Raw genomic sequence first — 24,793 nt, 5'->3', positions numbered from 1 at the left:
ACATGGTTTCGCCTCAAGCAGCCACTCCGCACACAGAACCAGAACCCCTGTTCGCAGACGTCATTGTCCCGCGGCACCTGGCAGGCCCCTTCACCTACATCGTGCCCCTGACACTCCAACCGACAATACGCATCGGACATCGAGTGCTTGTGCCCTTCGGACGGTCGCTCCTCCAAGGAGCGGTGATCGCCCTTTCACAGACGCTTCCTCAGAGCCTCGATCGCGCGCGCATCAAGGAGATCCGCTCGCTCATCCAGGAGGAGGCTCCAACAGATGTGTCATCTCGCCTGTTTCAACTCTCACGGCAAGTGGCCGAACAGTATGCCGCGCCCTGGGGACAATGTCTCAGGCTCATGCTACCTCCGGCACCCAAAAAGCGCTCGCAGGATCAGCCGTTGATCTCGACAGCACCCTTTGTTCCACCAGTCAGACAGACTGATCAGAGCAACCCCGGCATCACGGCACCATTCATTCCTGACACCTCAACATCTTGGGCCGGACCCCTGTTCGAAGCGCTGAGATGCCAAGGACCGTCCAGGATCCTGGTACAGGCTTCCTGGGGCGGTCGGTTGAGGCTGTTGCAGGATGCCATTCGCCTGACGCTCGACCAAAGAAAGTCGGCCCTCATCATCGTCGGCGAAGCCGAGCGGGCCCAGTGGATTAGAGACTCGATCTGCGATCACGAGACAGGCATCTCCCCGGTCTGTTTCCATAGCGGTCTCTCGGATCAGGTGAAAGCCGAGATCTGGGACCGGATCCATCGGCAGATCGTTCGAGTGGTTGTGGGGACCAGGTCAGCCATCTTTCTCCCATTGGCTGCGATCGGAGTGATTTGGGTCGAAGGCGAAGAAGATGCCGCGCTGAAAGAAGCTCAAGAGCCACGGTACCATGCGCGGGACGTAGCATGGTTGAGGGCGCAAGATGAACAGGCTGTGCTGGTCCTCAGCTCTTCCCATCCATCTCTGGAGACCAGAGCAGCTGTGGGGCAACGCGGAGTCGTTGTACGTCAGTCCATACCGCGTGAAGAGCGACCGACTGTCCAGGTTGTTGATTTGCGCGATCACGGCCACAGCGCGGTGTTGAGTCAGCCGCTCGCTCAGGCCATCGAGCAGGCAATCAGTCGCCGAGCCGGCGTCCTCTTGTTTCTCAACCGGAAGGGCTATGCGGGCGCCCTCGTTTGTCGTGACTGCGGCCTGGTTCCCCGCTGCCCTGCCTGTCGCGTGGCACTGATGTATTCGCGTCAGGCAGGACGCCTGCGCTGCTCCTACTGCGGGAGCAGCGCGCCAATCCCAGAAACCTGCGTCTCCTGTTCCGGTCCTCGCATGCAGTTGATCGGGGAGGGAACAGAGCGGGTGGAAGAGGATGCGAAACGGTTGTTTCCTCGCGCGGCAGTGATTCGGCTTGATGGAGATACCCTGCGACGGCCGGCGCAAGCCGAGGCTCTCTGGCGGAAGATCGAGCACGGTGAGTGGGATATCCTCGTCGGGACACAACTGTTGCTGCGGCGGGTGGCCCTCCCGAGGATGGGCCTAGTCGGGATTGTGCAAGCTGATGCAGGACTCAGCATGCCTGATTTCCGATCCGCGGAACGTACCTATCATCTCCTCCTCGATGCGATCAGTCTCGCCGATTCTGCAACGAATGGCGGACAAGTGATCGTGCAGACCTACCTGTCATCTCATCATGCGATTCAGGCTGTGGCTCAGAACGAGGAATCCATCTTCTTAAGGGAGGAGCTGTCCTATCGGCAAGCATTGGGGTATCCTCCTACGGTATATCTGATTGCCCTCCTCGTATCGGGGTCCGATGAGAAAATGGTTCGCGACGCTGCCGCCGCATGGGTGGTTCGGCTCACCGCCTGTTCTGCACCGTCTGTGGCCAGACCGGTTGCTGCGGACAATGTCCCTTCGACAGCTGAATCGATCGGTCGGCCCGACCGCCTCACTGTTCTGGGACCAGTTCCTTCTCCTGTGTCGAGACTCCGTGGGCGATATCGGTGGCAAATCCTCGTGAAGTCGCTCGACCGTGAAGTGGGTGTCGAAGCGGTGCGAGTGACGGTCAAAGACATGGAACGGACTTATCAACGCAGATCCGTCAAGTTCGATATCGATGTCGATCCGATCGAAGAGTGGTAGTACTTATTTGTTCCTGCTGGAGCGCCCTGATCGCATGATGGGTGTAGCGCTGTCGGTCGCCTCGGTTGATGACGCAACGAGAGGCTGACCGGCTCGCTTGAAGAACCCATAGGAAAACGTGATCCAAAAGACCGCTGAGATGAGTCCGGTCAGGGCGGCTGAGAGAATCGTTCCCAATTGTTCATCGGTCGGTTCCGTCGTGATCGAACGGACCTGAACCATCGTGACAATGGGCCACACGAGACTCTCGATGCCAAGTAAGAGGGTGGCCCAAGCCCAGACCAGTCCGATCGTACGTCCCTTCCAAATTAGAAACCCTGCAACGCCTCCTGCGACGAGAAACACCCCCCACAGTGGGATCGAGTCCCACGCCAGCCAGGCACCAGCCGCGACAACGAGACCACCAAACAGAGCATTGAGTTGGGGTCCCCACCATACATTGACCATCTGAGGATCGTTCTCCATGGATGATGCGGGGGCTAGTGTGAATTCCGTCGTCGTGGTTGTCAACGGACCCTTTCGGTTTCCTGCTAGACCACCCATTCGCTCACGTTGCCCCCTGATTGCTTCCTCGCCTGACAGCCAGAAAGAGCTGCTCTCGTTCCACTCTGGTGAGTGGCTTCCACTGTCCCGAGACTAATCCATCAAGCGTAATGTGGATAATCCGGACACGATGTAACGTAAGCACCCGATATCCCAAGACTTGGCACATGCGCCTGATCTGTCGATTGCGTCCTTCGGTGAGGGTGATACGGAATCGCGCCGGACCGAGTCGTTCGATCCTGCAGGGCTTGGTTGGGCGATCGAGAATAACAACCCCTTGGGTCATGCGGTCCATGAATGTTTGATCGAATGGATGATCGACCGACACCTCGTATTCCCGTTCATGCCCGCGCTCGGTCCGTAGAATCTCGTTCACGATGTCCCCGTCGTTCGTCAGAAGAATGAGCCCGGAAGAGTCCTTATCGAGCCGACCGATCGGAAAGATCCGTTCCGGATGACCGATCTCTGCAATGATATTACGGGGTACATGTGACTCACTGGTCGTCGTCACACCTACCGGCTTGTAATACTTGATATAGAGCGGGGCCGTCCCCCAGGGAATCACCTGTCCGTCTCGCGCGATCACGTCGCCTGGACCAACCTGATCCCCTAAACCCGCCACCCGCTGATTGATAGTTACGCGACCAGATTCGATGAGGCGATCAGCCTCGCGCCGAGAACAGATGCCGTGATGGGTAAAAAACTTATTGATACGAAGCTTGTCGGTCACGGGCAAGGTATGCCGTTTCAGTGGACGCGGCGGCCCGCATTGATACGTCCCAGCATGCGGTAGATCAATCGGGCGATACAAAATTGTGGAGCGACAAACCCTTCTATCGGAGCAATTTCGCTGATGTCCATCCCGAGGATGCCAGGTCCATTGGCCAAGGCTGTCACGAGGTTGACCGTATCGTACCACCCCAATCCACCGGGCTCGGGAGTGCCAAGCGCAGGAACGAGCGAGGCATCAAGTCCATCACAATCGAAGGTCAGGTAGACCGGCCCTCGACAGGCCTTTACCACATCGGGAACCCAGCGGGAAGCCTTGCCTTCGTAGGGTCCTGACTGGTCAAGAATATCGGAGGCAAAGAACGTGGTGATTCGACCGGTGTCTTTAATGCAATCGATCTCCTCGGGAGAGATGGAACGAATGCCGACTTGAACCAGCGGCAACCCGTCGTCAACCACGCGGGCCATCACACTGGCGTGGCTATACGGATTCCCTCCGTAGGCTTTCCGCAAGTCTCCATGCGCGTCGATCTGCACGACACACAGATCAGGATAGCATCGGGCATGGGCTCGGATGGCGCCAAGCGCGCCGGTATGTTCCCCGGTCAAGGTGACGACAAACCGTCCGGTACCGACGTGAGGAGCAACGAACGCATCGATAGCATCCACCGCCTGCCGATCGACTTTGCCATCAAGATCGAGCGAGCGGATGGTGGCAACCCCGCCCCACTCTCGATAGGGCTCACACCGGAGGGTTTCGTCGTATAACTCGACTTGTTGTGATGCCTCGATGATGGCTGACGGGCCTCGATCGGAGCCCAGCACATAACTGGAGGTATGTTCGTAGGGTGCTGGCAGGACATAGACACCCGCCTGATCGGGATGGCACCAGGGCTCATCGAGACCGAGGAAGTTCTGGTCGATGCCCTCCCAACCGGCGGGAAGTGTCATGGGTGTACGCTCACGCGGCAGGGCTACCGACGCCGCTTCGGTATATTTTCCGCCGGGATGAACACGGCCAATGCAATCACCGTCGTCCAGCGATTGGGTTTACCAATAGCGGACTGGGTGATATTTTGGGTCCGAACGATCTTGCCGGCCATTTTGAATACTTGTTCCCGCTCTTTCCATGCGATGTTCGGATCGAACTCGACTCCGAGCGTCGTGGCCAACATCTGCGCTGCCAAATCTTCCGTATACTCGCCTGTCTCTTCATCGGTTTCGCCATGAGCATGGTGCTCGGACAGATACCCGTAGGTTCGCCGATCGGTAGGGACTGCCACCCCAATCGATGCGGAGATCAGGCGGTTTCGCTCATTTGTTTCCGATCGCGCCATGACACAAAACGTGATTTCACCGGGGTTCAACAACTTCTCTCCGCGAGTGCGTGGAACAATTTTGCAATTCGGCGGAAGAATCGACGACACCGTGACGAGATTACAATAGGCGACGCCGGCACTGCGCAAGGCTTGTTCGAAAGAGGCCAGCTTTTCTTTGTGGACTCCGACGCCTCGCGTCAGAAACATCTGCGTAGGTACCATCGTTTCTACTCCTTACTTCGTTAGACACACCTGGTGGAGAGGTTCCTTGTTAACCGAAATGCACACCTACCGTAAGCGTAACTGGGCACAGGGTCGCTGTTGTATCAAGATTGGCGGAGGTTCGCAATATCCTGAGACGTTTTTTCTATTGGAGGGTGCTGGTAGGCATATCAGCTGCTGCTAGATCCCCGCAGGTGATTTAAGATTCAACACCAGCATACGGGGCTCGGTCATGTCCTCGATTGCGGCCCGCACCCCTTCACGCCCGATTCCTGAATCTTTCACGCCGCCATATGGCATGTGATCGGCGCGGAACGTCGGAATCTCGTTTGCCAGCACAGCCCCCACTTCAAGGTGCCGAAAGGCATGAAAGATCTTGTTCACATCCTGGGAGAACACTCCGGCTTGGAGCCCATAGTCAGACTGGTTGAGCGCTGTGATCGCTTCGCCGAAGTGGCGGTAGGGTGTCACGGTCACCACCGGCCCGAAGACCTCCTGACAAGAAACTTTCATGGTTGGCGTGACGTGCGAGAGCACGGTCGCCTCCATCACCGATCCCATTCTCTTGCCACCCAGAAGCACTCGGGCGCCTTGCGACACGGCTTCCTCAACCCATGCTTCAAGACGATGGGATGCGGCCGGGTCAATCAACGGTCCAATTACTGTGGTATCGTCGCTCGGGTCGCCAGCCTTCAGACGCGCGACTTGAAACAGAAACTTCGTGGTGAAGAGGTCCACGATGGAATGGTGGACGAAGATTCGTTGAACGGATATACAGGTCTGACCAGCATATCCGAACCCGCCGACTGCGCAACGCTGTGCGGCAAGTTCTATATCGGCATCGGGCTCCACAATGACGCCCGCATTCCCACCAAGCTCCAACACCACCTTTTTCTTCCCACATTTGGCCTTCAACATCCATCCCACGGCGGCGCTGCCGGTAAAGCTCAGGAGTTTGAAACGCGGATCGACCACAAGCTGCTCTGCCGTCCCATTGTCGCAGGGCAGGATATTGACTGCGCCAGGCGGAAGTCCGGCCCCCAGGACAACCTCTCCCAAAAGTAACGCAGTCAAAGGTGTTTGTGGCGCCGGTTTGATCAGGATGGAATTTCCGGCAGCCAGGGCCGGTGCAACCTTGTGAGCAACAAGATTGAGGGGAAAGTTAAAGGGGGTAATCCCAAGCACCGGACCGATGGGAACCCGACGGAGGATGCCGAGATGGGAGTCCGTTCCCGGCGTCCAGTCAAGGGGGACCACCTCGCCAGGTATCCGCCTCGCCTCTTCAGCCGCAATGGTAAATGTTTGAACAGCCCGATTGACTTCACGTTTCGCGTCGGTAATCGGTTTGCCAGCTTCAGCCGTCAGTAGGCGGGCAAATTCCTCGCGTCGGTCATAGAGCCCGCCGGCGATCTTTTGCAGCGCATGATAGCGCGCGTGGGACGGCAAGGCTCCCATTGCAACAGCAGCCTCGACCGTCGATTGGATCGCTGTTTCGGCATCGGCTGAACCTGCATTCGACACCTCGGCGAGTAGCCGTCCTGTGAATGGATTGTTCACAGGTGCCACGGTCTCCCCGTGCTGCCACAAACCTCCAATTAAAAATGGACGTGGTTCCTGCACGAAGCCGCTCCGCTTGTGGTGAAGATCTAGTCGGCGGACTTAACCGATGCTGCAGGAGCCGACTCATGGCTGGCTGGCTGATGGGCGGCACCGGCTTTCGCAATCAAATCTTCCGTCCCCCAATCATGAATCGCCTCAAGCGTGAATGCCTCATACGTTGAGACACCTTGGCACGTCGGACAATCCGGCATCGGCACCTTGCCATAGAAGACTTCTGATAAACATGACATGCAGACCCAGTAGGCGGGTTCTCCCTCACGCAGCGGAACAGACCAAAACGATTGTGTTGCAGACATAGGTATTCCTTAGTGAATGATGAACTGACTACTCTGTGCCACCGCAGTCGACCCATGAAACTCAGTAGGCTCTCCCTGGGAGCGAGGGGCAGTGGCCAACATGCGATCAATCTCCTCAGCAAAATCCTGGAATGGGACTGCGCCAGGGATGGCGATCGCCGGCTCTTTCTCAGTAGGCCCGCCAGCCGTTCGCATCAGAATAAATCCCGGCGTCCCCCGAAATCCCCACCGATTCGCTTCTTGGCGATCCTGGAAAATCGATTCGAGATATTGCCGTTCGTCGAAACACTTGGCAAACGCCGTTTGGTCCAAGCCGATCGCCTTCGCGTAACCTTTGAACAATCCTGAGTCTAAGCGGCCTCGCTCGCTGAAGAGCCGATCGTGCATCGGCCAATATTGGCCCTGGGCTCCGGCGCAGCGCGCCGCCACTGCCGCCTCAACGCCGATACCCTGGTCTGCTCTGGGATAATCACGATACATGAACCGCACTTTGCCTGTCTCGATATATTTAGCCTGCAAGCGAGGCCAGGTTTCCTGGAAAAACTTTGCACAGTACCCGCATGTGAAGTCAGAATACTCAATCAACGTTATCGGGGCGTCGGCGCGTCCTCGGACTCGCCCATCCTCCGTCGTCACGCCCACACCGGCCTCGACCAATTGAACCAAGGCCAGCAGACATGCACCGGTCACTGTGTGGAACCACCATGTGCGTGTCATATGCGTGCGGTACGCTTGGCCTTGATGCGCTCAAGCAATCCAACCATAAGGAGAGGCCACACAACTGTGGCATCGCTCAACACTTCGGCAAAGCGCCCGCCTGCTTCCGGAGGCACAAACTTCCCCCAGGAAAGGCCTTCTTGATAGGTACAGCCGCTCAACCCTCCCAAATGGTCCGGTTCCGGACAGATCCGAACCCCGTATTGGAATCGAGGCGGCTCTACATGAAGGCCGAGCCGCGTATTGCTGATCTCAATGTAGGGGCCGACTTGTTGCGCCCAATTACGAGGCACCCCTCCCCCGATCGTAAAGATCCCGCGCCGCTTGGCAGAAATGACATGGCTCGCGTAGCTGTTGAGATCGAGATATGGATTGAACGATGGATAAGAGCGAAGAATCGTACGCAGCACATCAAGGTCGCTTCCTCCCTGTAACTGCGCATGGACCTGACTGAGATCTCGACTCATGGCCCAGGTTCCGATATCCAGTCCCATCTCGGAATCGGTAAAGGCGGGAATAAAGACCGGGACGTTTTTCAGATACGCGCTTTTGAGAATACCCGTTCCGTCATATTCCTCTGCGAGCGTCCGCCCCAGCTCGCGAGTGAGGATTTCGGAAGAAAGGGACCGGTCCTGATCCATCCGCTTCATCGTTCGGGCAACAACTTGTTCTACGTAATTGAGGTTGGACTCCATCTCCAGTGTGTCGTAGACCCGGTTATAGCCCTTCGCAAACAGCTCTTGGTCGGACATAGATGAATGGTGCCGATAGTGTGTTTTACCGACGGACTCGCTCAATCCATGGGCGATCAATGCTCCGGTCGAGACGACACATTGCACCATGCCATGATCGATCATCGCGCTGATGATCTTGCCCATCTTCGCAATGGTCATTGCCCCTGACAGCGTCAACACAACGGAGCAGTCAGGATCTTCGATCATTGTCCACAGCACTTCGTAGGCCTCACCCAGTCTGCGGCCCCCAAAGGCTGTCTTGCGCATGGCGGTCAGCAAGCCATCGAAGGAATCAATTTGTTCCGGGTCGAGAGGCTCGAGCGCTTCGAGGCCGTCTTTCGCCCCATCGTGGAATTCACGTGCACCCATAGAAGAGTCTACCCACCATACGTAGTGAAAGAGAAAACGGACCATTCTTTATACACAACCGGCAATAGAGGCGTCAACGAAGTTTGCGCGATATGTTTCCCCGTGCATCCTGCTGCGTGAGTCACATGGCATGACTATAGAACCGCTATACTCGCGAGAAGAACTCGCCTGAGCGGCCTGCCCCACTGGCGGCGAGTGTAGAAAATGGCCCGAGGCGAGCTATCCCTGTGCCATGCTCGATCGATGAGTTCGGGATACAGCGCACACTGGTGAAACATCTTACGTGAATATTTTTTGTGCGCGAGTGATTAGGGGAGGCGCACGCACGACATGAGCAGGCTTGGGATTGGTGGTCCCAACGGGATTTGAACCCGTGTTTTAACACGATCTCGACTTCGCCTTAATTTACGCGAGACTGGAAGACTTACTTAATATGAAAGACAGCGCGACTAAAACAACCGTCCATTGAAAGGGAAGGCATCGAGGCGCCGACCAGCGGTTTAGGAAAACATTGTCACCACCCTACTCCAGCTTATTCAGGCCAGGTCTAGCCAAGAGTTAAAGAAAAAGCGAATGTGGGCTGTGGAGTGGGCTGGAATAATGAGCTCCCATGGCTTTGGCATGTCGGCACTCATTTCGGAAGACCCATGTCATTAATGCGGGCCAACGTTCAGGTAGGACTTTCCACCGCCAATGGTGGACCCACCTCGATAAAATTGGGAACGGGTTCCTGGTAGGAGTTCAGGTAGGCATGATGATCGTGCGTGATCGCCCCGTCAGGAAGCATGTCCCATAACGGACCCAGCTTTCCACGAACTTTTCTTGCATAACACGGTGGCACCACCAACGTGTCGCCTTCCATAAACCGTCGGACCGACAGATCCGTATCCAGTAATCTTCGGATTTTCGTGTGGTGATATATCTGGCCGAACCCACTCGACACCGACCGAATGAAATTCAACCATCTCGGAGTCCAGCCCCGATTCACCATCGCACGCTTCGCAATCATCGGCCAGGAAAACGCGTGCTGCGACAGATCCACGACATGATCATAAAATTCCGGCCAGGCATAATGCTTGGGACGCACATTCATCGCGTGAAGGTTATCGAGAAAATGAAAGGGAAATGGCAGCACCCGCCCTTCCCGTTGCAATTCCCGGTTAAAGGGGGCCGCTTGACCAAATGCCGTAATCAGGTTAAACGCCGGAAAAGCCCCTGGGGCGAGATCCAAAAATTGCTTGGTGAGTTCAAAGGGCTCAGGTCCCTGATCTGAATCCATTCCCAACACAAAATTGACCTGGACATAGGGGATATAGCGAAGGATCAAATTGATATGATCCGCCACCTGCTTCACCTTTTCTTGTCCGGTATGGTGGCCCGTCCTGGATTTTTCTCCCATGTCATACCACGACTCAATGCCCGGCAAAATCGCCTTGAATCCATTTGCGCGTAATCGCTTGAGATGGGGCTCGGACAGCAGCGACAGCGTACTTTCTGCAACAAAGTCGATACTATTGGGGGGAATCGCCGTTTCGATTGCCCGCATATACTCCTCAAACCGGACCCCGAAATTCGGGTCGTGCCAGCCCACCATCGGTCGTTTCATCTTTGTTCGCAGAAATTTCAAATCTTCACTGATCTGGTCAAATGACAAGGGCTGATAATCAACATTGGCGTCCACACAAAACCCGCAGGTATAGGGACACCCCATGCTGCCGATCATGGGCACCATTTTAAAGGAGGTGGGAGCTTTGGCGAGGGTCGGCTCGATGAATTTCCACCGTTCCTTGACTCCCGGCAACTCGGTCGGCTGTCGAGCCGCGGCGAGCTGGACCCCAAGCGGACGGTGCGGGGAACAATCGGCGAGAATATCGTGAATCAGATTCTTGTCGGTAAACCCCACCACATAGTCGAAATACTTGGCGGCATCCTGCGGATAGCTGCGCGCATGTGGCCCGCCTATCACCGTCACGGCTCCGCGAGAGCGATACATATTACTAATGGCATAGGCGGTCAGCGCCGATCGGGTAAAGGCCCCGATAAACACCAGATCCGTCTCGTTCAGCAATTCCTGGTGGAGATCTTCTCGGCCGGTGTAGCACACAAAGCGCACCTGATGGCCCAATTCCTCACACCACACCCCGACGACCTGCGGCATAATGCTCGCCAGATTTGGATTCATCACGCGCGTATAGAGGGACTTCGTGGGACCCTTGGTGACCAGATCCAGAATCGTCACCCGAAGTGAGCGCATACACAATCTCCCACGATCCGTGGCGATGAACACGGCGTACTCTAACAGCAGCAGGCTCGGTGGGCTTTTTTCGGTGAGGAAGTCTTACCGGCCTTGTCGACCAGCGTACTATCAATAGATTTATTATGCTATTCAAAAATCAAAGAGGGGCAAAATCCTTCTAGAGCCGGCGCGCTCGAGAACTTGATGCCGTTTGGGGGAATCTAAAAGGGCCGGGGATCTTTGTTGACGCTGGAACAGAGGACTGCATCGGCCACCTACTTGACGTAGACCACTCCCGGAAGGTTCTTCAGACCTGCGTCGCCAGTAACCACCTCAGCTTCTTGATGCAGATACCGTTCGGCGAGTGGTCCACCCGTGAAGAATTCGATCCATCCGCTGGAATCCAGCAAGACCTTCACAATCGGTCCTTCTTCTCCCGAAGATCTGTCTTGGACATCCCCTTGAGCGTACCTTTGAGTGATTTCAGGGGGACTTCCGGCACCAGGGTAATGATCCCACCCTTCGCCACGACGTAAAGACGCTGTCTGGGACTAAGATGCAGCTTTTCACGCACTTCCTTGGGGATCACAATTTGAAATTTCGATGAAATCGTCGTCATGACCATTGCGGGCCTCCTTGCTAATGCATGAGCGATCTTCGTCTCGTTGTACGCGGTGAGTCAAGGCAACCACATTCCTCCGCTGGCTCACAAAATGCACGATCCGTTACAGAATAGAGGACTATTTGTCCTGTACTGTCCCCAGCTGTCCTCAACTGCCTAATTCCATTCTCCCCCTCATTGCTATACGCTCCTCATCACGCTGAGCGGATACAGGTCTGATCACCTGAGCGCGATGGCATGCGCACGAGAGAGCACATCTGGATACATCAGCATACATCTGCCTAATTCCCAGGGCGGAATCTCCAGCGTAGGGTGGGAGAACGTTTGAACCAAGGAGGGCCTATGAAGACATCGGATTTGTCGATCAAAGAACTCGCCGCCTTCATTCGCGTGAGCACGGACACCATCCGGCGAGCGGTTCGCAAGGGTGAAATACCTGCGACAAGGGTCAGGACCGCGTTACGGTTTGATCTACAGGAAGTCAGTACCTATATGCAGCGGAACGCAGAGGCCAGGTTTGGGGCACGCTCGACTCGCGCGCCGGGCGGCACTGCCGGCCGCGCGCAGGCCGATCAGCCCCCGGCTGGTAAAACGGGGGCGCAATTTCTAGAGGAGAGGTTGTGAGCGTTTCCAACGGATTACGGACCGACCCTGCTCGCACGAGAGTACTCGGACAAGGAAGTCCTGAATCAGCGGTGCTCCACCAGCAGACCTGTCTTCGTTGCGGGAACATCTGGTGGCCTCGTCGCCTCAACAAGCCCGTACGCTGCCCTCGATGCAAGAGTCACTATTGGGCTCGTCCCCGCCGAGTGAAAAGGATGCCCGTTCCCGTCGTCGCTTCAGTAAGTCCAAAAGATATCCAAAACTCGTTGGGGAGAGAAATGGCCAAGGCGTTTGGGACAGGCCAACCCGAGGCCGACGTTATAGAGAACCGCTCGTTGGCGAAGGCGCTTGCGGTCCTCAAGGATATGAAAGCCGCTGGGCGAACGTGGAACGAGATGGCCGAACGAGTGGAACGGGAATTCGGAACCAAGTTGGACAAAGAGCAACTGAAGGCGCTGGTCCGATAACCATACATTCCCTGCCCCCCACCACCTCCGGGGCAGGGAGCAATCCGAGTCGCGGGGCGGCGCACCTCGCAGCGGGCGGGCCTGGAAGGTTGCAGGAAGGCTGGCCCGATGCTCTGTCGCGCCGCGCTGCCACCAAAGAGACGCTGGCGTGCCGACGCGAGCGCAGAAGGGGGTTCGGGGGTGTCGTCAGACTCCCCCGATTTCGCATACGGCCAGAGAACGGACGATGGACACGGAATCGCTCACACAAGACCGTTGCGAATGGCTCCCGACCCCGCTTGACGGGTGGATGGTACCTCCGCATACTCTCCCCCGGCGAAGTCGTGGTCGTGGCAGGGGCCGGAGAGGCAATGCCATGACGCAACTGTTAGTGGATCTCGTGGAGCAGTTTTGTCTGTACCAACTCAAACAGCGCGGCAAAACGGAAGGAGGGGTGCAAAGCTATCGCTGGGTGCTCGAACAGTTTTTGATGTTCGTCAAATCCCAACAGGGACGGGTGGCCCGCGCCACTGATCTCACGGTGTCTTCGATTCAGATGTGGATGGACGAGATGGCTAGCGGTGATCTTGCCCTGAGTACGATGCGCTCACGACAATCCACGCTGTCAAGCTTCTGTGCTTGGCTCGTGAAGCGGGGCGTGCTGCAGGCGAATCCCATCGCGACCATGGACCGACCACCGCATCGCATGGAACCACCGCGACAAGTGCCGACACCGGCCCTCATGGATGCGTTGATCGCCGCGGCCCAGCAACGTCAGCGGCCTCGTGATATCGCGATCTTTCTGATCATGCGGTACACCGGGATGCGGCGCGAGTCGGTCGCGACGCTTCAAGTCCGACACCTCGACGGCACCTGGGGCTTGCGGCGGGTACGCGTGAAAGGCGGGCAGACACGGGACATTCCGTTGCCGGAAAGCGTGATGACGTATCTCCATACCTACGTCGAACGGTTGGCGCTCGCGATGGGTCAGATCGGGCCAGAGACCCCGCTGTTCTGGTCTCTGTGGGGACGGCGAACCGTTGGGAAGAGTCGAGCACCGATGCAAGGCAAAAATATCTGGCGGCTCTGCAAAACCTATGGGCGGCTCATTGGGTACCCGATGCTGCAACCCCATGATTTGCGTCATGGGGTTGCAATGGAAGTGCTGGAGCAACAGCATGACTTGGAACAGGTTCGGGCCTTGCTCGGGCATGCGCGCATCGACACGACCCAAATTTACACCATGATTCGGCCTACGCGGTTGAAGCAAGTGGTGTCGTTTTATGAAGAGCCGGCGAGACGGATGCTGACGAGTTAGAGCCTAGGTGCCAGTCCATGTTTAGGGACCAACCCAATGGTCCTCAAACATGAAGGTAAAAATACTTCGTAAAAACAATGTGGTGGTCCCAACGGGATTTGAACCCGTGTTTAAGCCTTGAGAGGGCTCCGTCCTAGGCCAGGCTAGACGATGGGACCATCTATACTAACTTCGCGGGATCGACCTAGCAGGGTAGCACAGGGACTTTTCATTTTTCAATTCCTAACGAACCTTCAGTAGGATTTAGGCCCGTACACCCTCTGTGCACACACGACTTGACAGGGACGATCGTATAGCCTACCTTTCGGAAAATACGTCGACGGGTCACTGGGAAAGAGGATTCCTCGATCGACGGTTCTTCTTCCCGTCGGTAGACACATGGTGGAACATGAACAACCCGCTTCAAATCAAAACCATCGGCGACACGGACTCTCCTGAACTGATTGACATCGAGAAGCCTGAACAGGGCCTTGAGCTACACGTCGGCTCAAATGTGTTTCGAAACACGAACGGCGTCGTCAAGCTTCAAGGTAAGGAGCAATTGGTGTTGGAAACACAACCCGATCCATCGGTGTTGATCCTGACGATGGACCTATACGATGAGCGGGGAACCCGTGTCGGCCATATCAGACGGAATGCACTCTCAGCAACTAGTGTGAGCCGTTTCACTATCAATGTTAAGACCAGTGATGCGCCAACACACGATGACCCTCCTTCGGTCACCGTGGCAGACCGGACGACCGGGCTCACGGTGTTTGAAGCCTGCCTCATGCAACGGAGAAAAGTCCGCATAACCGTGGGAAACTTCTTTACCCATAAAGGCGAATTGGTTACTGTCAGCCCACACTACTGTCGCATTGGCACCGTGCTCACTTTGTTTGGGAATGTCGCGGAGAGCCGTGGCAATGCTGGGGCGATTGGCTGATTGGCACCCGAGAGCGACAACCGGCGCCACCCTCTGAATCCCTTCGAAAAAGACGCCATGCGATCCCCTTTCCCCTCAGTCGGCGGGTGGCGCCGATCTCACAGACCCAGCCGCACGCAGCGGGGTCCCTACACCGGGCGGGGTGCGAGTACGGCTAGGTCGGATCGGTGACAGGACCCGCCGGACTCACCTTCTTTCTTTCATCGCCCGTTCCACTTCACGACCAGCCTCCCGCGTCTTGATAGATTCCCTTCGATCATGCTGCTTCTTACCTTTGGCCAGTCCAAGCTCCACCTTGGCAAGACCCCGCTTGGAGAAATAGATGCGGAGCGGGATGAGTGTGAGTCCTTGCTGTTGCGTCTTCCCGAGCAGCTTATTAATCTCCTTGCGGTGGAGAAGCAGTTTCCGCGTTCTGAGGGGGTCGTGATTCATGATGTTACCGTGGCTGTAGGGACTGATGTGGCAGTGGTGAAGGAAGACCTCTGAGCCCTTCACACTGGCGTAACTATCTTGTAGATTTACGCGTCCTTCTCGGATGGATTTGACCTCCGTCCCCTGGAGCATGATGCCTGCCTCGAACTTTTCTTCAATAAAATAGTCGTGGTAGGCCTTGCGATTCGTTACGACCGCCTTTTCAAAGCTGGACTTTTCTTTCCCCATCAGGCGTCAAACTTTCACATCCAGAGGTAGATCGCTGTCAACCGTTCAAGGGCCACTGAGAGCTGGTTGCTGAATACCACCATTGTTCTTGTTATGATGCCGCTATGCGCGGCACTGGTCGTATCGATTCTATTTCCAGCATCCTCGAAGGGTTGGCTCGTCGCTTGGGCCTCGAGTCCAAGTTACTCGAGAACCGATTGCGCCGAGACTGGGGCTCTATCGTCGGAGAGCCGATCGCGTCAAATACCTGGCCCGATCAGATCCGCTTTAAGAAACTCTATATCCTGGTCCACAACAGTGTCTGGCTCCATCAGCTCACATTCCTCAAGCCGTCACTCATTCATAAACTCAACGGTGTGGCCGGCATGGAGCTCATTACCGATGTCGTGTTGCGGGTAGGGGAGCTGCCGGAGGCCGGACACATCTCGGCATCGCCCGACACCCCTCGCACAACGATTGCACCGGCGAACGAAGCACTGATCGAGGAAATTTCTGCGCGTGTGACCACCATTCAAGACCCGCTTCTCCGCGATCGCCTCGCACAGCTTATGGTGCAGGTATTGGATCAACCACGGGCCCCGAAGGCTCGCTGAGCGGTCCCTTAAACAGTTGACGGATTTCTGCTTGCATCTCTTTCGTTTCCGGACCATCCGGCAACGGACCGATGCGCCCTTCTTCTTCCGATTCCGTCAGCCGGTACAGCCCCCGCAAGGACCGTTGAAATCCTCCACGATCCTCCCCGGTCAAGTATTTGTGCAGCGTCTCCGGCTCCGTCCAGGTGTTGTCGGAAAAGATATAGATGGTCATGCGGCGGTAATGATCGCCGGGCCTGTCCGGCGTCGTCGGATTGATCTTCATCGATTCGAACTTTCTCGACTCGCGACCGATTTTGCGGAATCGCTCGATGAGCTTTTCAATTTCGTCGTCGCTCGTCTCGTCGGGAACATGAATCGCGACGACTGTTGCTTCTTGCGCTCCGACGCTAAAAGGAGGGATCGATCGATCGGGACGGGTCAGATACATCCCGCCCCAGATCAGGGAAAAACATCCGACAAGCACGGCAAGGCCCAACTTGACGACCGTGTCGAGTGGCTTCTTGCGCCTGGATCGAGGATTGGGCGCTGGAGAGGAGTCCTGCTCGTGCATGGAAGGCCTGCGCTCAACGAACAAGGCGGGTGATCCCGTTCGTATCCGTTACCCGCCGCCTTCCTCAGGTAACACTTCGGCACTTTCTGCCAACCGCGCAACGGCTACAACCCGATCGCCCGTCCCCTCAAGATCAAGGATTCGAACTCCCTGGGTGTTACGGCCGATCTCACGGAACTCATCGACCTTGCACCGGAGCACCTTGCCGTGCGCGGCCATCAGCATGATCTCATCGCCGTCCCTGACTTGAAGAAACCCGACGGCCAGCCCATTGCGTTCCGTGGTCTTCACACTGATGATGCCCTTCCCGCCGCGTCCCTGAACCCGATACTCGTTCACCGGCGTGCGCTTTCCGTAGCCGCCCTCCGTCACCGTGAGGATTTGTGTGGTCGAGTCTGGGGTGATCGTTTCCATGCCGATGACTTCGTTGCCTTCCTCTAGGGTAATGCCGCGGACTCCGTGCGCCGTGCGCCCCATAGACCGTACATCGTCTTCCTTAAATCGGATTGTGATGCCCTTCTTCGTGCCCAACAGGATTTCCCGCTGACCGTCGGTGACATGCACGCTGATGAGCCGATCTCCCTTGTCCAACGACAACGCAATGATGCCGCCCTGGCGGGGATTGCTGTAGGCCGAGAGTTCGGTCTTCTTGACGATGCCCTGAGCGGTCGCCATCACCACGAACTGGTCTTCGCGGAACTCCTTGACCGGCACGGTTGCGGTGACCTGCTCGTCGCTGGACAGCGCCAGCAGATTCACCAGCGCTTTGCCTTTCGCAGCCCGCCCGGCGTCAGGAATCTCATGGACTTTCAACCAATAGACCTTTCCGGCGTCCGTGAAGAACAGCAGCGACTCGTGGGTCGACGCGGTGAAGAGCGTCACGACAAAATCCTCTTCCTTGACCCCCATCCCGATCTTGCCTTTGCCGCCACGCCGCTGCGCCCGATACAGAGTAACCGGATTACGCTTGATATAACCGGCGTGCGAGATTGTCACGACCACTTCTTCGTTCGCGATCATGTCTTCCAGCGTGATTTCCGCTTCTTCTTTCACGATCTGAGTGCGACGGCTGTCCTTGTAGGCTTCACGCACCTCTATCAATTCGTCTTTGACGATCGAACGGACGAGGGCGTCGCTGCCCAGGATCGACTTGAGCCGTTCGATCTGTTTCAAGACCTCTTTATATTCCTCAAGAAGTTTCTGGCGCTCCAATTGTGTGAGCCGCTGGAGCCGCATTTCCAAAATGGCATTGGACTGGATTTCGCTCAACGAAAATTGCCGCATCAGGCCGACTCGAGCTTCATCGGGCGATTGCGCCCGCCGGATCAAGGCAATCACCGCATCCAGATTGTCGAGCGCGATTTTGAGACCCTCGAGGATGTGGGCTCGCTCTTCCGCCTTGCGTAGCTCGAACGCGGTCCGACGGACGACGACCTCGCGCCGGTGCTCGATGAAATGATGCAGAATCTGCTTGAGGGTCAACACTTCCGGCCGGTTGTTCACCAGCGCAAGCATGATGACCCCGAAGGTCGTCTGGAGTTGCGTGAGCTTATACAAATTGTTCAAGGTGATGAGCGGAATTTCCCCTCGTTTAAGCTCAATGACGACGCGGATGCCTTCCCGATCTGATTCGTCACGCAGATCGGAAATCCCTTTGATTCGCTCATCCCTGATCAACTCGGCAATCTTTTCAATCAGCTTGGACTTATTAACCTGATAGGGCAGCTCCGTGACGATCAACCGTTCACGATCCGTGCGTTCATCTGATTCGATCTTCACTTTCGCGCGCAAGGTCAGGAGACCCCGTCCACTCTCATAGGCGGACTTGATGCCGGCCGTTCCATAGATGAATCCGGCGGTAGGAAAGTCGGGGCCGGGGATTTTCTTCATTAACTGGGCAAGCGTGATGTCCGGGTTCTCCAGGTACAGAAGGAGCGCCTCGACCACTTCACCGATATTGTGGGTCGGTATGTTGGTGGCATAGCCCACCGCAATACCGCCAGCCCCGTTGACGAGAAGATTCGGGATTTTTGAAGGGAGCACCAGTGGTTCGACGAGCGACTCATCATAGTTCGGCCCGAAATCGACCGTCTCCTTGTCGATATCGGCCAGCATGTCTTCGGCAACCTTGGTCAGGCGGGCTTCGGTGTACCGCATGGCGGCCGGCGGATCACCGTCGACTGATCCGTAATTGCCCTGACCGTCCACGAGCATATAGCGCATGTTGAAGGGTTGGGCCATCCGCACGAGGGTGTCGTAGATTGCACTATCACCGTGGGGATGGTAGTTCCCCATGATTTCGCCGACAATCTTGGCGGACTTTCGATAAGCCCTGTTCGACGCGAGACCCATTTCGTTCATGCCGTGGAGAATACGGCGATGGACTGGCTTGAGCCCGTCACGCACGTCAGGAAGCGCCCGGCCGACGATCACGCTCATCGCGTAACTCAGGTACGATGAGCGCATCTCGTCTTCTATGGCGATCTGTCCTAATCTTTCATCAGGTGGCATAGTCTCTCCAAGTCCATGGTTTATGGATTACGGTTAATGATTCGTGATGAATCCATCGACCATTTACCATCAACCATTAGTCCTATACGTCTAAATTTCTAACCTCGAGCGCGTGGGCTTGAATGAAGTCTCGTCGGGGTTCGACCTCATCACCCATCAGGATGGTGAAAATCTCGTCGACACCGGGCACATCTTCGAGTTTGACTTTCAAGAGTGTCCGAACCTCTGGATTCATCGTCGTTTCCCAAAGCTGACTCGGGTTCATTTCGCCAAGACCTTTGTAGCGCTGGATGCTGAGCCCCTGCTTGCCTTTATCGAGAATCGCCTTGACCAACTCGACCGTCGCGGGCTGGAGCTGTTCTTGACCGTCGGTTTTTATCTTGTAAGGCGCCCGGCCCAAGCCGATAGCCGACGGTGAGAGTTTCTGCAACTCTCGGAAATCGGCGGAGCCGACCAGTTCGTGCGTCACGGTAAAGGCATGGGAAACCCCGTTGGCTTGCAGATGGCAGATGACTTTGTTCGATTGATGTTCTTCGTCCTCCACGATCTCCAACGTCGCTGTCAGCTTGGGATAGACCACCGCAAGGGTTTTCTTGACGTTGGCAAGGACTTTCTTGAGAGCCGCCGCATTTTTGAGTAAATCACGATCGAGGCCCGGTTCACACACAAAGGCCCGCACCATGCTGGCCTCGTGGGGTTTCTTGTTGAGCCGTCCGAGCAATGTTTCGAAAGCGATCAATTTCTTGAGGATGGGCAGGAGCCGGCGTCCCGTGACATACCCTTGTGCTCCTTCCATATACACTTCCACATCCTCGACGGCGATATCGGCCAAATGTTCGTTCAATGCCGGTTCGTCTTTGAGGTACCGTTCCGTCTTCCCCTTCTTCACTTTGAAAAGCGGCGGCTGCGCGATGTAGATGTAGCCTCTCTCCAGCAACTCCGGCATCTGCCGGAAAAAAAACGTGAGAAGCAGGGTCCGGATATGGCTCCCGTCCACGTCGGCGTCCGTCATGAGTATGATTTTATGGTACCGGGCCTTGCTGATGTCGAACGCGTCTTTGTCCGCCTTTTCGCTCTCTTCGCGCTTGCGTCCTATGCCGGTTCCCAGCGCCATGATCAACGTCCTGATCTCATCGCTCGAGAGCATCTTGTCGAAGCGCGCCTTCTCGACGTTGAGGATCTTGCCCTTCAGCGGAAGAATCGCCTGAAACTTGCGGTCGCGCCCCTGCTTCGCTGAACCGCCGGCCGAATCACCTTCCACAATGTACAGCTCGCTCAACGCCGGATCTTTTTCCGCACAGTCGGCCAGCTTGCCGGGAAGCGAACCCCCGTCGAGCGCGCTCTTGCGTCGGATAAGCTCTTTCGCTTTTCGTGCCGCTTCACGAGCACGAGCCGCGTCAATCGCTTTCCCAATGACCTTTCGAGCCACAGTCGGGTTTTCTTCAAAATAGGTCCCGAGTGCGTCGTTGACCGCGGACTCGACGATGCCTTTCACCTCACTGTTGCCCAATTTCGCTTTCGTCTGGCCTTCGAACTGGGGATTCCGGACCTTGACACTGACTACGGCGGTAAGCCCTTCACGTACGTCGTCACCGGTGAGCGATTCGGTATCTTTCTTGAGCAAGTCATTGGTGTTCGCGTAGGTGTTGATCGTGCGGGTGAGGGCTGCTTTGAAGCCTACCAGGTGTGTGCCGCCTTCCTTTGTATTGATGTTGTTCGCAAAGGAAAACAGGTTCTCGGCGTAGCTGTCGTTGTATTGGAGTGCGACCTCAAGCACCATCTCCGATTTCTCCACCTGCACGTAGATAGGCTTGTGCAGCGGCACCTTGGCTTCGTTCAGATGCTCGACGAACGAGACGATCCCACCCTTGTATTTGAAGACCTGTTCTTTGACCGGTTCTTTCCGCTCATCTTTGAGGGTAATCTCCAGCCCCTTGTTCAAAAAAGCGAGCTCGCGCAATCGCTGTGCCAGCACGTCGAAACTGAAGTCGAGTGTCTCAAAAACCTGTTCGTCCGGCTTGAATGTGACCATCGTGCCACGACGCTTGGTTTTACCCGTCACTTTCAGGGGACCAGTCGACTTGCCGCGTTCGTAACGCTGCTCAAACACCTGGCCGTCTTGCCAAATCTCCAGCTCGAGCCATTCTGAGAGGGCATTGACCACTGAGATTCCAACGCCGTGGAGTCCCCCGGACACCGTATAGGCCCCCTGTTCGAACTTGCCGCCGGCGTGCAAAACCGTCAGCGCCACCTCGGCAGCCGACTTCTTTTGTATGGAATGCATACCCGTCGGAATACCGCGGCCGTTGTCCACAACCGTGACGCTGCCGTCAATGTGAATCGTCGCCTCGATCGTCTCGCCGAATCCCGCCATATGTTCATCGACACTGTTGTCGACGACTTCATAGACAAGGTGGTGGAGCCCATCCACACCGGTACTGCCGATGTACATCGCCGGTCGTTTCCGAACGGCATCCAAGCCTTCCAATACTTTGATTTGATCCGCGCCGTAACTGTCAGTTTGCGGCGTGGTCTCACTGTCCTTACTGGCCATCAGTCTCCTAACTCTCGCCCCGACACGAAGCGAGTAGCTTGTAACCCTTCCTCTCGCCTCAGCCTCATAAACTCCTACATCAAACTTTAATCGGCATGACCACACACTTGAACCCAGGACTGTCTGATTCCTGAATCAAACAGGGGCTCAGCGGATTGTCCATTTGCAGAGAAATCGTTTCTCCGTCCATCACCGCGAGGACATCCAACAAGTAGCGGGCGTTGAACCCGGTGTTCAGGGTCTCCCCCTCGTACTGTGCCGCGAGCTCTTCGGTTGCTTCGCCAAAATCAGGATTGCTGGAAAACAAGGTCAGCTGTCCGGAAACAAAGGACACTTTCACCGCACTTGCCTTATCGCGTGACAGCACGGAGACTCGTCGTAGCGCGCTTTCCAGCTCGTTACGATTGACACCGATCCTCCTGCCGCTCTCTTTCGGAATGACTTGCTGATAATTCGGGTAATTCCCTTCCATAAGCCTCGACGTCAGCAGCAGGCCGCTCTTCCGGAAAATCATGAGATTTTTGGTGAACCCGATCAAGGGCTCACCCTCCCCGCCTTCTTCCAGAAGACGCTGCATCTCATGTGCTGCCTTCTTCGGAATGATCGCTTTGATTTCCTGCGGAGCGCCTTTGGCGCCTGCCTTTCCAACTTCTTGCTCGGCTACCGCCAGACGATGTCCATCGGTGCCGACCAACCGTATGATCGTTTTCTTCTCCGACGAGATCAGGGTCACCAGGAGGCCGTTGAGAATGTAGCGTGCGTCATTGTCTCCGGCGGCGAAGAGTGTCTTCCGAATCAACTCCAGGAAGCCGGCTCCAGCAAGGGGAATGAGCCCTTCCCGTTCGATCGCGGGAAGCGCGGGGTAGTCGGTACTGGGAAGTCCAACGATCTTAAACTGGCTCTTCCCCGCGTGAATCGTCGTCCAATTATTATCACCCGAGATGATCTCGATCTCACCGACCGCCAGTTCCTTTATGATCTCGTAGAGCTTCCGGGCCGAGACTGTCACCCCCCCGGGCTTCTCGACAGTAGCCTTGTAGTGCCCACGCATACCGATTTCGAGGTCGGTGGCGATAATTTCCACTCCATCCTGTTTCGCCTCCATCAAGATATTCGAGAGGATCGGCATCGTATTGCGCTTCTCAACGACACCCTGGACCCGCTGGAGACCCGTTAAGAGCTCAACCCGTCCCATGCGCAGTTTCATTATCTCTTCCCCTCTCGCTAACGCCGCTCACGCTCGTAGGATCTGTTCCTTCAGGCTGTCCAAGGTGGCACACAATACGCTGTCGCTGTCTTTCGCTTTCATCACCTGCTTGCAGGCATGGATGATCGTCGTGTGGTCTTTGCCTCCGAACTGCCGGCCAATCTCGGGATACGAGGAATCCGTGAGCTCCCGACAGAGATACATGGCGATCTGTCTCGGATGTACCAATGTCTTGCTTCTCCGGCGAGATTTCAGGTCGGTGATTTTCACGTGGAAGCGCGCGCCCACTGTTTCTTGAATGTCGTCCATTGACACGATCTTTTTCTTGCTGCCGATCAGATCCCGGAGCACGTTCTTTGCCATTTCCAGTGTAATCGTCTGGCCGGTCAGCGAGGCATACGCACTGAGACGCACCAGTGAACCCTCCAGTTCGCGAATGTTGCTCTTCATCGTCGTGGCGAGAAACTGGATGACATCTTCCGGCAACGTGACGCCCTCGTCCTCGGACTTTTTCCGCAAGATAGCTATTCGTGTCTCAACGTCCGGCGGCTGGAGATCAGCGATGAGTCCCCATTCAAACCGTGACCTCAACCGCTCCTCGATATCAGGCATGTCTTTCGGAAAGCGATCGCTCGAGAGGACAAGCTGTTTATGCGCTTCATAGAGGGCATTGAACGTGTGAAAAAATTCTTCCTGCGTACGTTCTTTGCCTGCCAAGAAATGAATGTCGTCGATCATCAACATGTCGATGTGACGATAGCGCTTCCGAAGATCCGGCATTTTGTCGTATCGAATGGAGTTGATCACCTCGTTTGTAAACTGCTCTGTCGTCAAATAGGCAATCCTCAGATCACTCCGCTCAGCGACATAGTTTCCGATCGCGTTCAAGAGATGCGTTTTCCCTAGCCCAGTCTGGCCATAGATAAAAAGTGGATTATAGGCCTTCGCCGGTTGTTCAGCGACCGCCATACAGGCGGCATGGGCAAATTGGTTTCCGGCACCGACTACGAAATTCTTAAATGAATACTTTGGGTTGAGCAGCATTCCCCGCTTCGTCCTTGCCCCTGTGTTTTGACGACCAGGAGAGGAATCCGCACTGGCCTCAGACTGTTTCTGGGGTTGTTTCTGGGAGATGATGAACGCGATCGTCATCTCTTCTCCACCTCGAGTGTGAGAGATCGCTTCGGCCAAGAGAGATCCATAGTGTTGACTTAACCAGTCACCAAAAAATTTATTCGGCACAACAAGTTGAGCCGTGGATCCCTCAATTCGCTCGAGGTGAATCGGTGTAAACCATGTATCGTAAACTTGCTTTGGAACCTTGCCTTGAATATAGGCCAAGGCATTCTGCCATTCGCTCGCAATATTCATAATTTCCACATCATTTTTCATACACAGACTTATTCACATCTGTTGATAACCTGGGTCTTCTTATGATCTTTCCATCCAATAGATGAAGAATCGACACGCCACAAGCAAGACCGTGATCCTCTCTCTTACGAGGATTGCCACAGCTTGGGCACTCTGCGTACGGTGCTTACCAAGAGTCAACCCCCAGCTTTTTCCACAGCAGTAACGTTACATTATACGAATAAATTCAACGGTTTAATTTCATTCCCCCCTATCCACAAACCCTACTCCTATTCCTACTCCTACGATAATTTTTCTTTACTTCACAAAAATCTAAGAGAAGAGTCTCCCACATACCTAGATAACAATCACATGCGACGATGAGAAAATTTTTTCAACCAGGTCATCATATGTCAGTGCCTGAGAAGATTCACCCAGCTCAACAAAATCCTGTTCTCTATCACTTCCGAGAAAGAGTGATGGAGATATATATTCAGGCTGTTGTCGAAGAAGATAGAGAGTTCCACTCAT

23 protein-coding genes and 1 tRNA gene are annotated in these 24,793 nt (G+C 55.6%); 6 read left to right on the top strand and 18 right to left on the bottom strand.

Annotation, left to right across the window (positions count from 1 at the left end):
* The first annotated feature begins 2 nt into the window (after positions 1 to 2).
* The gene (priA, locus tag HZB34_14020; GenBank protein ID MBI5317077.1) at positions 3 to 2,135 is read left to right on the top strand and encodes a primosomal protein N'; all 2,133 of its coding nucleotides are present in this window, start codon (positions 3 to 5) and stop codon (positions 2,133 to 2,135) included.
* A 3-nt stretch (positions 2,136 to 2,138) separates the two neighbouring features.
* Here the strand turns inward: priA and HZB34_14015 are convergent, their stop codons facing one another.
* The 11 genes from HZB34_14015 to HZB34_13965 all read right to left on the bottom strand — a co-directional run bounded on the left by HZB34_14015 (position 2,139) and on the right by HZB34_13965 (position 11,545).
* Positions 2,139 to 2,582, bottom strand: coding sequence for a hypothetical protein (locus tag HZB34_14015; GenBank protein MBI5317076.1), 444 nt, complete (start codon positions 2,580 to 2,582; stop codon positions 2,139 to 2,141).
* 100 nt (positions 2,583 to 2,682) lie between these two features.
* A complete protein-coding gene (locus HZB34_14010) occupies positions 2,683 to 3,414 on the bottom strand; it encodes a pseudouridine synthase (protein MBI5317075.1) in 732 nt (243 codons plus the stop codon).
* Between the two features lie 11 nt (positions 3,415 to 3,425).
* On the bottom strand, positions 3,426 to 4,358 hold the full coding sequence (gene speB / locus HZB34_14005; protein MBI5317074.1) for an agmatinase: 933 nt from the start codon (positions 4,356 to 4,358) through the stop codon (positions 3,426 to 3,428).
* A gap of 23 nt (positions 4,359 to 4,381) precedes the next feature.
* Positions 4,382 to 4,948, bottom strand: a complete 567-nt coding sequence (locus HZB34_14000; GenBank protein MBI5317073.1) for an arginine decarboxylase, pyruvoyl-dependent — start codon at positions 4,946 to 4,948, stop codon at positions 4,382 to 4,384.
* Between the two features lie 180 nt (positions 4,949 to 5,128).
* Positions 5,129 to 6,568 carry an aldehyde dehydrogenase family protein gene (locus tag HZB34_13995; protein MBI5317072.1) on the bottom strand — a complete coding sequence of 480 codons (1,440 nt, stop codon included), beginning with the start codon at positions 6,566 to 6,568 and terminating at the stop codon, positions 5,129 to 5,131.
* A 26-nt stretch (positions 6,569 to 6,594) separates the two neighbouring features.
* Positions 6,595 to 6,864, bottom strand: a complete 270-nt coding sequence (locus HZB34_13990; protein MBI5317071.1) for a hypothetical protein — start codon at positions 6,862 to 6,864, stop codon at positions 6,595 to 6,597.
* 9 nt (positions 6,865 to 6,873) lie between these two features.
* Positions 6,874 to 7,581 carry a thioredoxin domain-containing protein gene (locus HZB34_13985; protein ID MBI5317070.1) on the bottom strand — a complete coding sequence of 236 codons (708 nt, stop codon included), beginning with the start codon at positions 7,579 to 7,581 and terminating at the stop codon, positions 6,874 to 6,876.
* A complete protein-coding gene (locus HZB34_13980) occupies positions 7,578 to 8,684 on the bottom strand; it encodes a deoxyhypusine synthase family protein (GenBank protein ID MBI5317069.1) in 1,107 nt (368 codons plus the stop codon). The genes HZB34_13985 and HZB34_13980 overlap by 4 nt, the downstream gene beginning before the upstream one ends.
* A 670-nt stretch (positions 8,685 to 9,354) precedes the next feature.
* Complete coding sequence (locus HZB34_13975; GenBank protein ID MBI5317068.1) at positions 9,355 to 10,938, bottom strand: radical SAM protein; 1,584 nt, start codon at positions 10,936 to 10,938, stop codon at positions 9,355 to 9,357.
* A gap of 257 nt (positions 10,939 to 11,195) precedes the next feature.
* Entirely contained in the window at positions 11,196 to 11,339 is a 144-nt protein-coding gene (locus HZB34_13970) for a hypothetical protein (GenBank protein ID MBI5317067.1), read from the bottom strand.
* Complete coding sequence (locus HZB34_13965; protein ID MBI5317066.1) at positions 11,336 to 11,545, bottom strand: AbrB/MazE/SpoVT family DNA-binding domain-containing protein; 210 nt, start codon at positions 11,543 to 11,545, stop codon at positions 11,336 to 11,338. The genes HZB34_13970 and HZB34_13965 overlap by 4 nt, the downstream gene beginning before the upstream one ends.
* Before the next feature lie 339 nt (positions 11,546 to 11,884).
* Between HZB34_13965 and HZB34_13960 the strand changes: the two genes are divergently transcribed.
* From HZB34_13960 to HZB34_13950, 3 genes are all read left to right on the top strand, one after another.
* A complete protein-coding gene (locus tag HZB34_13960; protein ID MBI5317065.1) occupies positions 11,885 to 12,166 on the top strand; it encodes a helix-turn-helix domain-containing protein in 282 nt (93 codons plus the stop codon).
* Positions 12,167 to 12,423: 257 nt separating this feature from the next.
* Positions 12,424 to 12,612 carry a hypothetical protein gene (locus HZB34_13955; protein ID MBI5317064.1) on the top strand — a complete coding sequence of 63 codons (189 nt, stop codon included), beginning with the start codon at positions 12,424 to 12,426 and terminating at the stop codon, positions 12,610 to 12,612.
* A 355-nt stretch (positions 12,613 to 12,967) separates the two neighbouring features.
* A complete protein-coding gene (locus tag HZB34_13950; GenBank protein MBI5317063.1) occupies positions 12,968 to 13,909 on the top strand; it encodes a tyrosine-type recombinase/integrase in 942 nt (313 codons plus the stop codon).
* A gap of 80 nt (positions 13,910 to 13,989) precedes the next feature.
* Here HZB34_13950 and HZB34_13945 read toward each other — a convergent pair.
* Positions 13,990 to 14,067 (bottom strand) — tRNA-Glu (locus HZB34_13945).
* A gap of 230 nt (positions 14,068 to 14,297) precedes the next feature.
* Here HZB34_13945 and HZB34_13940 point away from each other — a divergent pair.
* Positions 14,298 to 14,834: a hypothetical protein gene (locus HZB34_13940; protein ID MBI5317062.1), complete on the top strand. Its 537-nt coding sequence runs from the start codon at positions 14,298 to 14,300 to the stop codon at positions 14,832 to 14,834.
* Between the two features lie 186 nt (positions 14,835 to 15,020).
* Here HZB34_13940 and smpB read toward each other — a convergent pair whose 3' ends face one another.
* Positions 15,021 to 15,494 (bottom strand): SsrA-binding protein SmpB, encoded by a 474-nt coding sequence (smpB, locus tag HZB34_13935; GenBank protein MBI5317061.1) that lies wholly within the window; start codon positions 15,492 to 15,494, stop codon positions 15,021 to 15,023.
* Between the two features lie 104 nt (positions 15,495 to 15,598).
* Between smpB and HZB34_13930 the strand changes: the two genes are divergently transcribed.
* Complete coding sequence (locus tag HZB34_13930; GenBank protein MBI5317060.1) at positions 15,599 to 16,087, top strand: DUF721 domain-containing protein; 489 nt, start codon at positions 15,599 to 15,601, stop codon at positions 16,085 to 16,087.
* Here HZB34_13930 and HZB34_13925 read toward each other — a convergent pair.
* From HZB34_13925 to dnaA, 5 genes are all read right to left on the bottom strand, one after another.
* The gene (locus HZB34_13925) at positions 16,041 to 16,640 is read right to left on the bottom strand and encodes a hypothetical protein (protein MBI5317059.1); all 600 of its coding nucleotides are present in this window, start codon (positions 16,638 to 16,640) and stop codon (positions 16,041 to 16,043) included. The two genes, HZB34_13930 and HZB34_13925, sit on opposite strands and share 47 nt — an antisense overlap.
* Positions 16,641 to 16,688: 48 nt before the next feature.
* Positions 16,689 to 19,151, bottom strand: coding sequence for a DNA gyrase subunit A (gene gyrA / locus HZB34_13920; GenBank protein MBI5317058.1), 2,463 nt, complete (start codon positions 19,149 to 19,151; stop codon positions 16,689 to 16,691).
* 82 nt (positions 19,152 to 19,233) lie between these two features.
* On the bottom strand, positions 19,234 to 21,705 hold the full coding sequence (gene gyrB / locus HZB34_13915; protein ID MBI5317057.1) for a DNA topoisomerase (ATP-hydrolyzing) subunit B: 2,472 nt from the start codon (positions 21,703 to 21,705) through the stop codon (positions 19,234 to 19,236).
* 79 nt (positions 21,706 to 21,784) lie between these two features.
* Complete coding sequence (dnaN, locus tag HZB34_13910; GenBank protein ID MBI5317056.1) at positions 21,785 to 22,912, bottom strand: DNA polymerase III subunit beta; 1,128 nt, start codon at positions 22,910 to 22,912, stop codon at positions 21,785 to 21,787.
* A 27-nt stretch (positions 22,913 to 22,939) separates the two neighbouring features.
* The gene (gene dnaA, locus HZB34_13905; protein ID MBI5317055.1) at positions 22,940 to 24,286 is read right to left on the bottom strand and encodes a chromosomal replication initiator protein DnaA; all 1,347 of its coding nucleotides are present in this window, start codon (positions 24,284 to 24,286) and stop codon (positions 22,940 to 22,942) included.
* Positions 24,287 to 24,793 lie beyond the last annotated feature (507 nt).

It is taken from the genome of Nitrospirota bacterium (assembly GCA_016219645.1).
In the GTDB taxonomy this organism is placed as follows: domain Bacteria; phylum Nitrospirota; class Nitrospiria; order Nitrospirales; family Nitrospiraceae; genus Palsa-1315.
Note: the sequence above shows the minus strand (reverse complement) of the source record. Positions and strands in the feature narration are given on the sequence as shown.

What these genes read in the sequence shown, in the direction of transcription:
- priA (MBI5317077.1), top strand. Translation starts at nt 3, where the DNA reads ATGGTTTCGCCTCAAGCAGCCACTCCGCACACAGAACCAGAACCCCTG.
- HZB34_14015 (MBI5317076.1), bottom strand. Translation starts at nt 2,582, where the DNA reads ATGGTCAATGTATGGTGGGGACCCCAACTCAATGCTCTGTTTGGTGGT.
- speB (MBI5317074.1), bottom strand. Translation starts at nt 4,358, where the DNA reads ATGACACTTCCCGCCGGTTGGGAGGGCATCGACCAGAACTTCCTCGGT.
- HZB34_14000 (MBI5317073.1), bottom strand. Translation starts at nt 4,948, where the DNA reads ATGGTACCTACGCAGATGTTTCTGACGCGAGGCGTCGGAGTCCACAAA.
- HZB34_13990 (MBI5317071.1), bottom strand. Translation starts at nt 6,864, where the DNA reads ATGTCTGCAACACAATCGTTTTGGTCTGTTCCGCTGCGTGAGGGAGAA.
- HZB34_13985 (MBI5317070.1), bottom strand. Translation starts at nt 7,581, where the DNA reads ATGACACGCACATGGTGGTTCCACACAGTGACCGGTGCATGTCTGCTG.
- HZB34_13980 (MBI5317069.1), bottom strand. Translation starts at nt 8,684, where the DNA reads ATGGGTGCACGTGAATTCCACGATGGGGCGAAAGACGGCCTCGAAGCG.
- HZB34_13975 (MBI5317068.1), bottom strand. Translation starts at nt 10,938, where the DNA reads ATGCGCTCACTTCGGGTGACGATTCTGGATCTGGTCACCAAGGGTCCC.
- HZB34_13965 (MBI5317066.1), bottom strand. Translation starts at nt 11,545, where the DNA reads ATGGTCATGACGACGATTTCATCGAAATTTCAAATTGTGATCCCCAAG.
- HZB34_13960 (MBI5317065.1), top strand. Translation starts at nt 11,885, where the DNA reads ATGAAGACATCGGATTTGTCGATCAAAGAACTCGCCGCCTTCATTCGC.
- HZB34_13955 (MBI5317064.1), top strand. Translation starts at nt 12,424, where the DNA reads ATGGCCAAGGCGTTTGGGACAGGCCAACCCGAGGCCGACGTTATAGAG.
- HZB34_13950 (MBI5317063.1), top strand. Translation starts at nt 12,968, where the DNA reads ATGACGCAACTGTTAGTGGATCTCGTGGAGCAGTTTTGTCTGTACCAA.
- HZB34_13940 (MBI5317062.1), top strand. Translation starts at nt 14,298, where the DNA reads ATGAACAACCCGCTTCAAATCAAAACCATCGGCGACACGGACTCTCCT.
- smpB (MBI5317061.1), bottom strand. Translation starts at nt 15,494, where the DNA reads ATGGGGAAAGAAAAGTCCAGCTTTGAAAAGGCGGTCGTAACGAATCGC.
- HZB34_13930 (MBI5317060.1), top strand. Translation starts at nt 15,599, where the DNA reads ATGCGCGGCACTGGTCGTATCGATTCTATTTCCAGCATCCTCGAAGGG.
- HZB34_13925 (MBI5317059.1), bottom strand. Translation starts at nt 16,640, where the DNA reads ATGCACGAGCAGGACTCCTCTCCAGCGCCCAATCCTCGATCCAGGCGC.
- gyrA (MBI5317058.1), bottom strand. Translation starts at nt 19,151, where the DNA reads ATGCCACCTGATGAAAGATTAGGACAGATCGCCATAGAAGACGAGATG.
- gyrB (MBI5317057.1), bottom strand. Translation starts at nt 21,705, where the DNA reads ATGGCCAGTAAGGACAGTGAGACCACGCCGCAAACTGACAGTTACGGC.
- dnaN (MBI5317056.1), bottom strand. Translation starts at nt 22,912, where the DNA reads ATGAAACTGCGCATGGGACGGGTTGAGCTCTTAACGGGTCTCCAGCGG.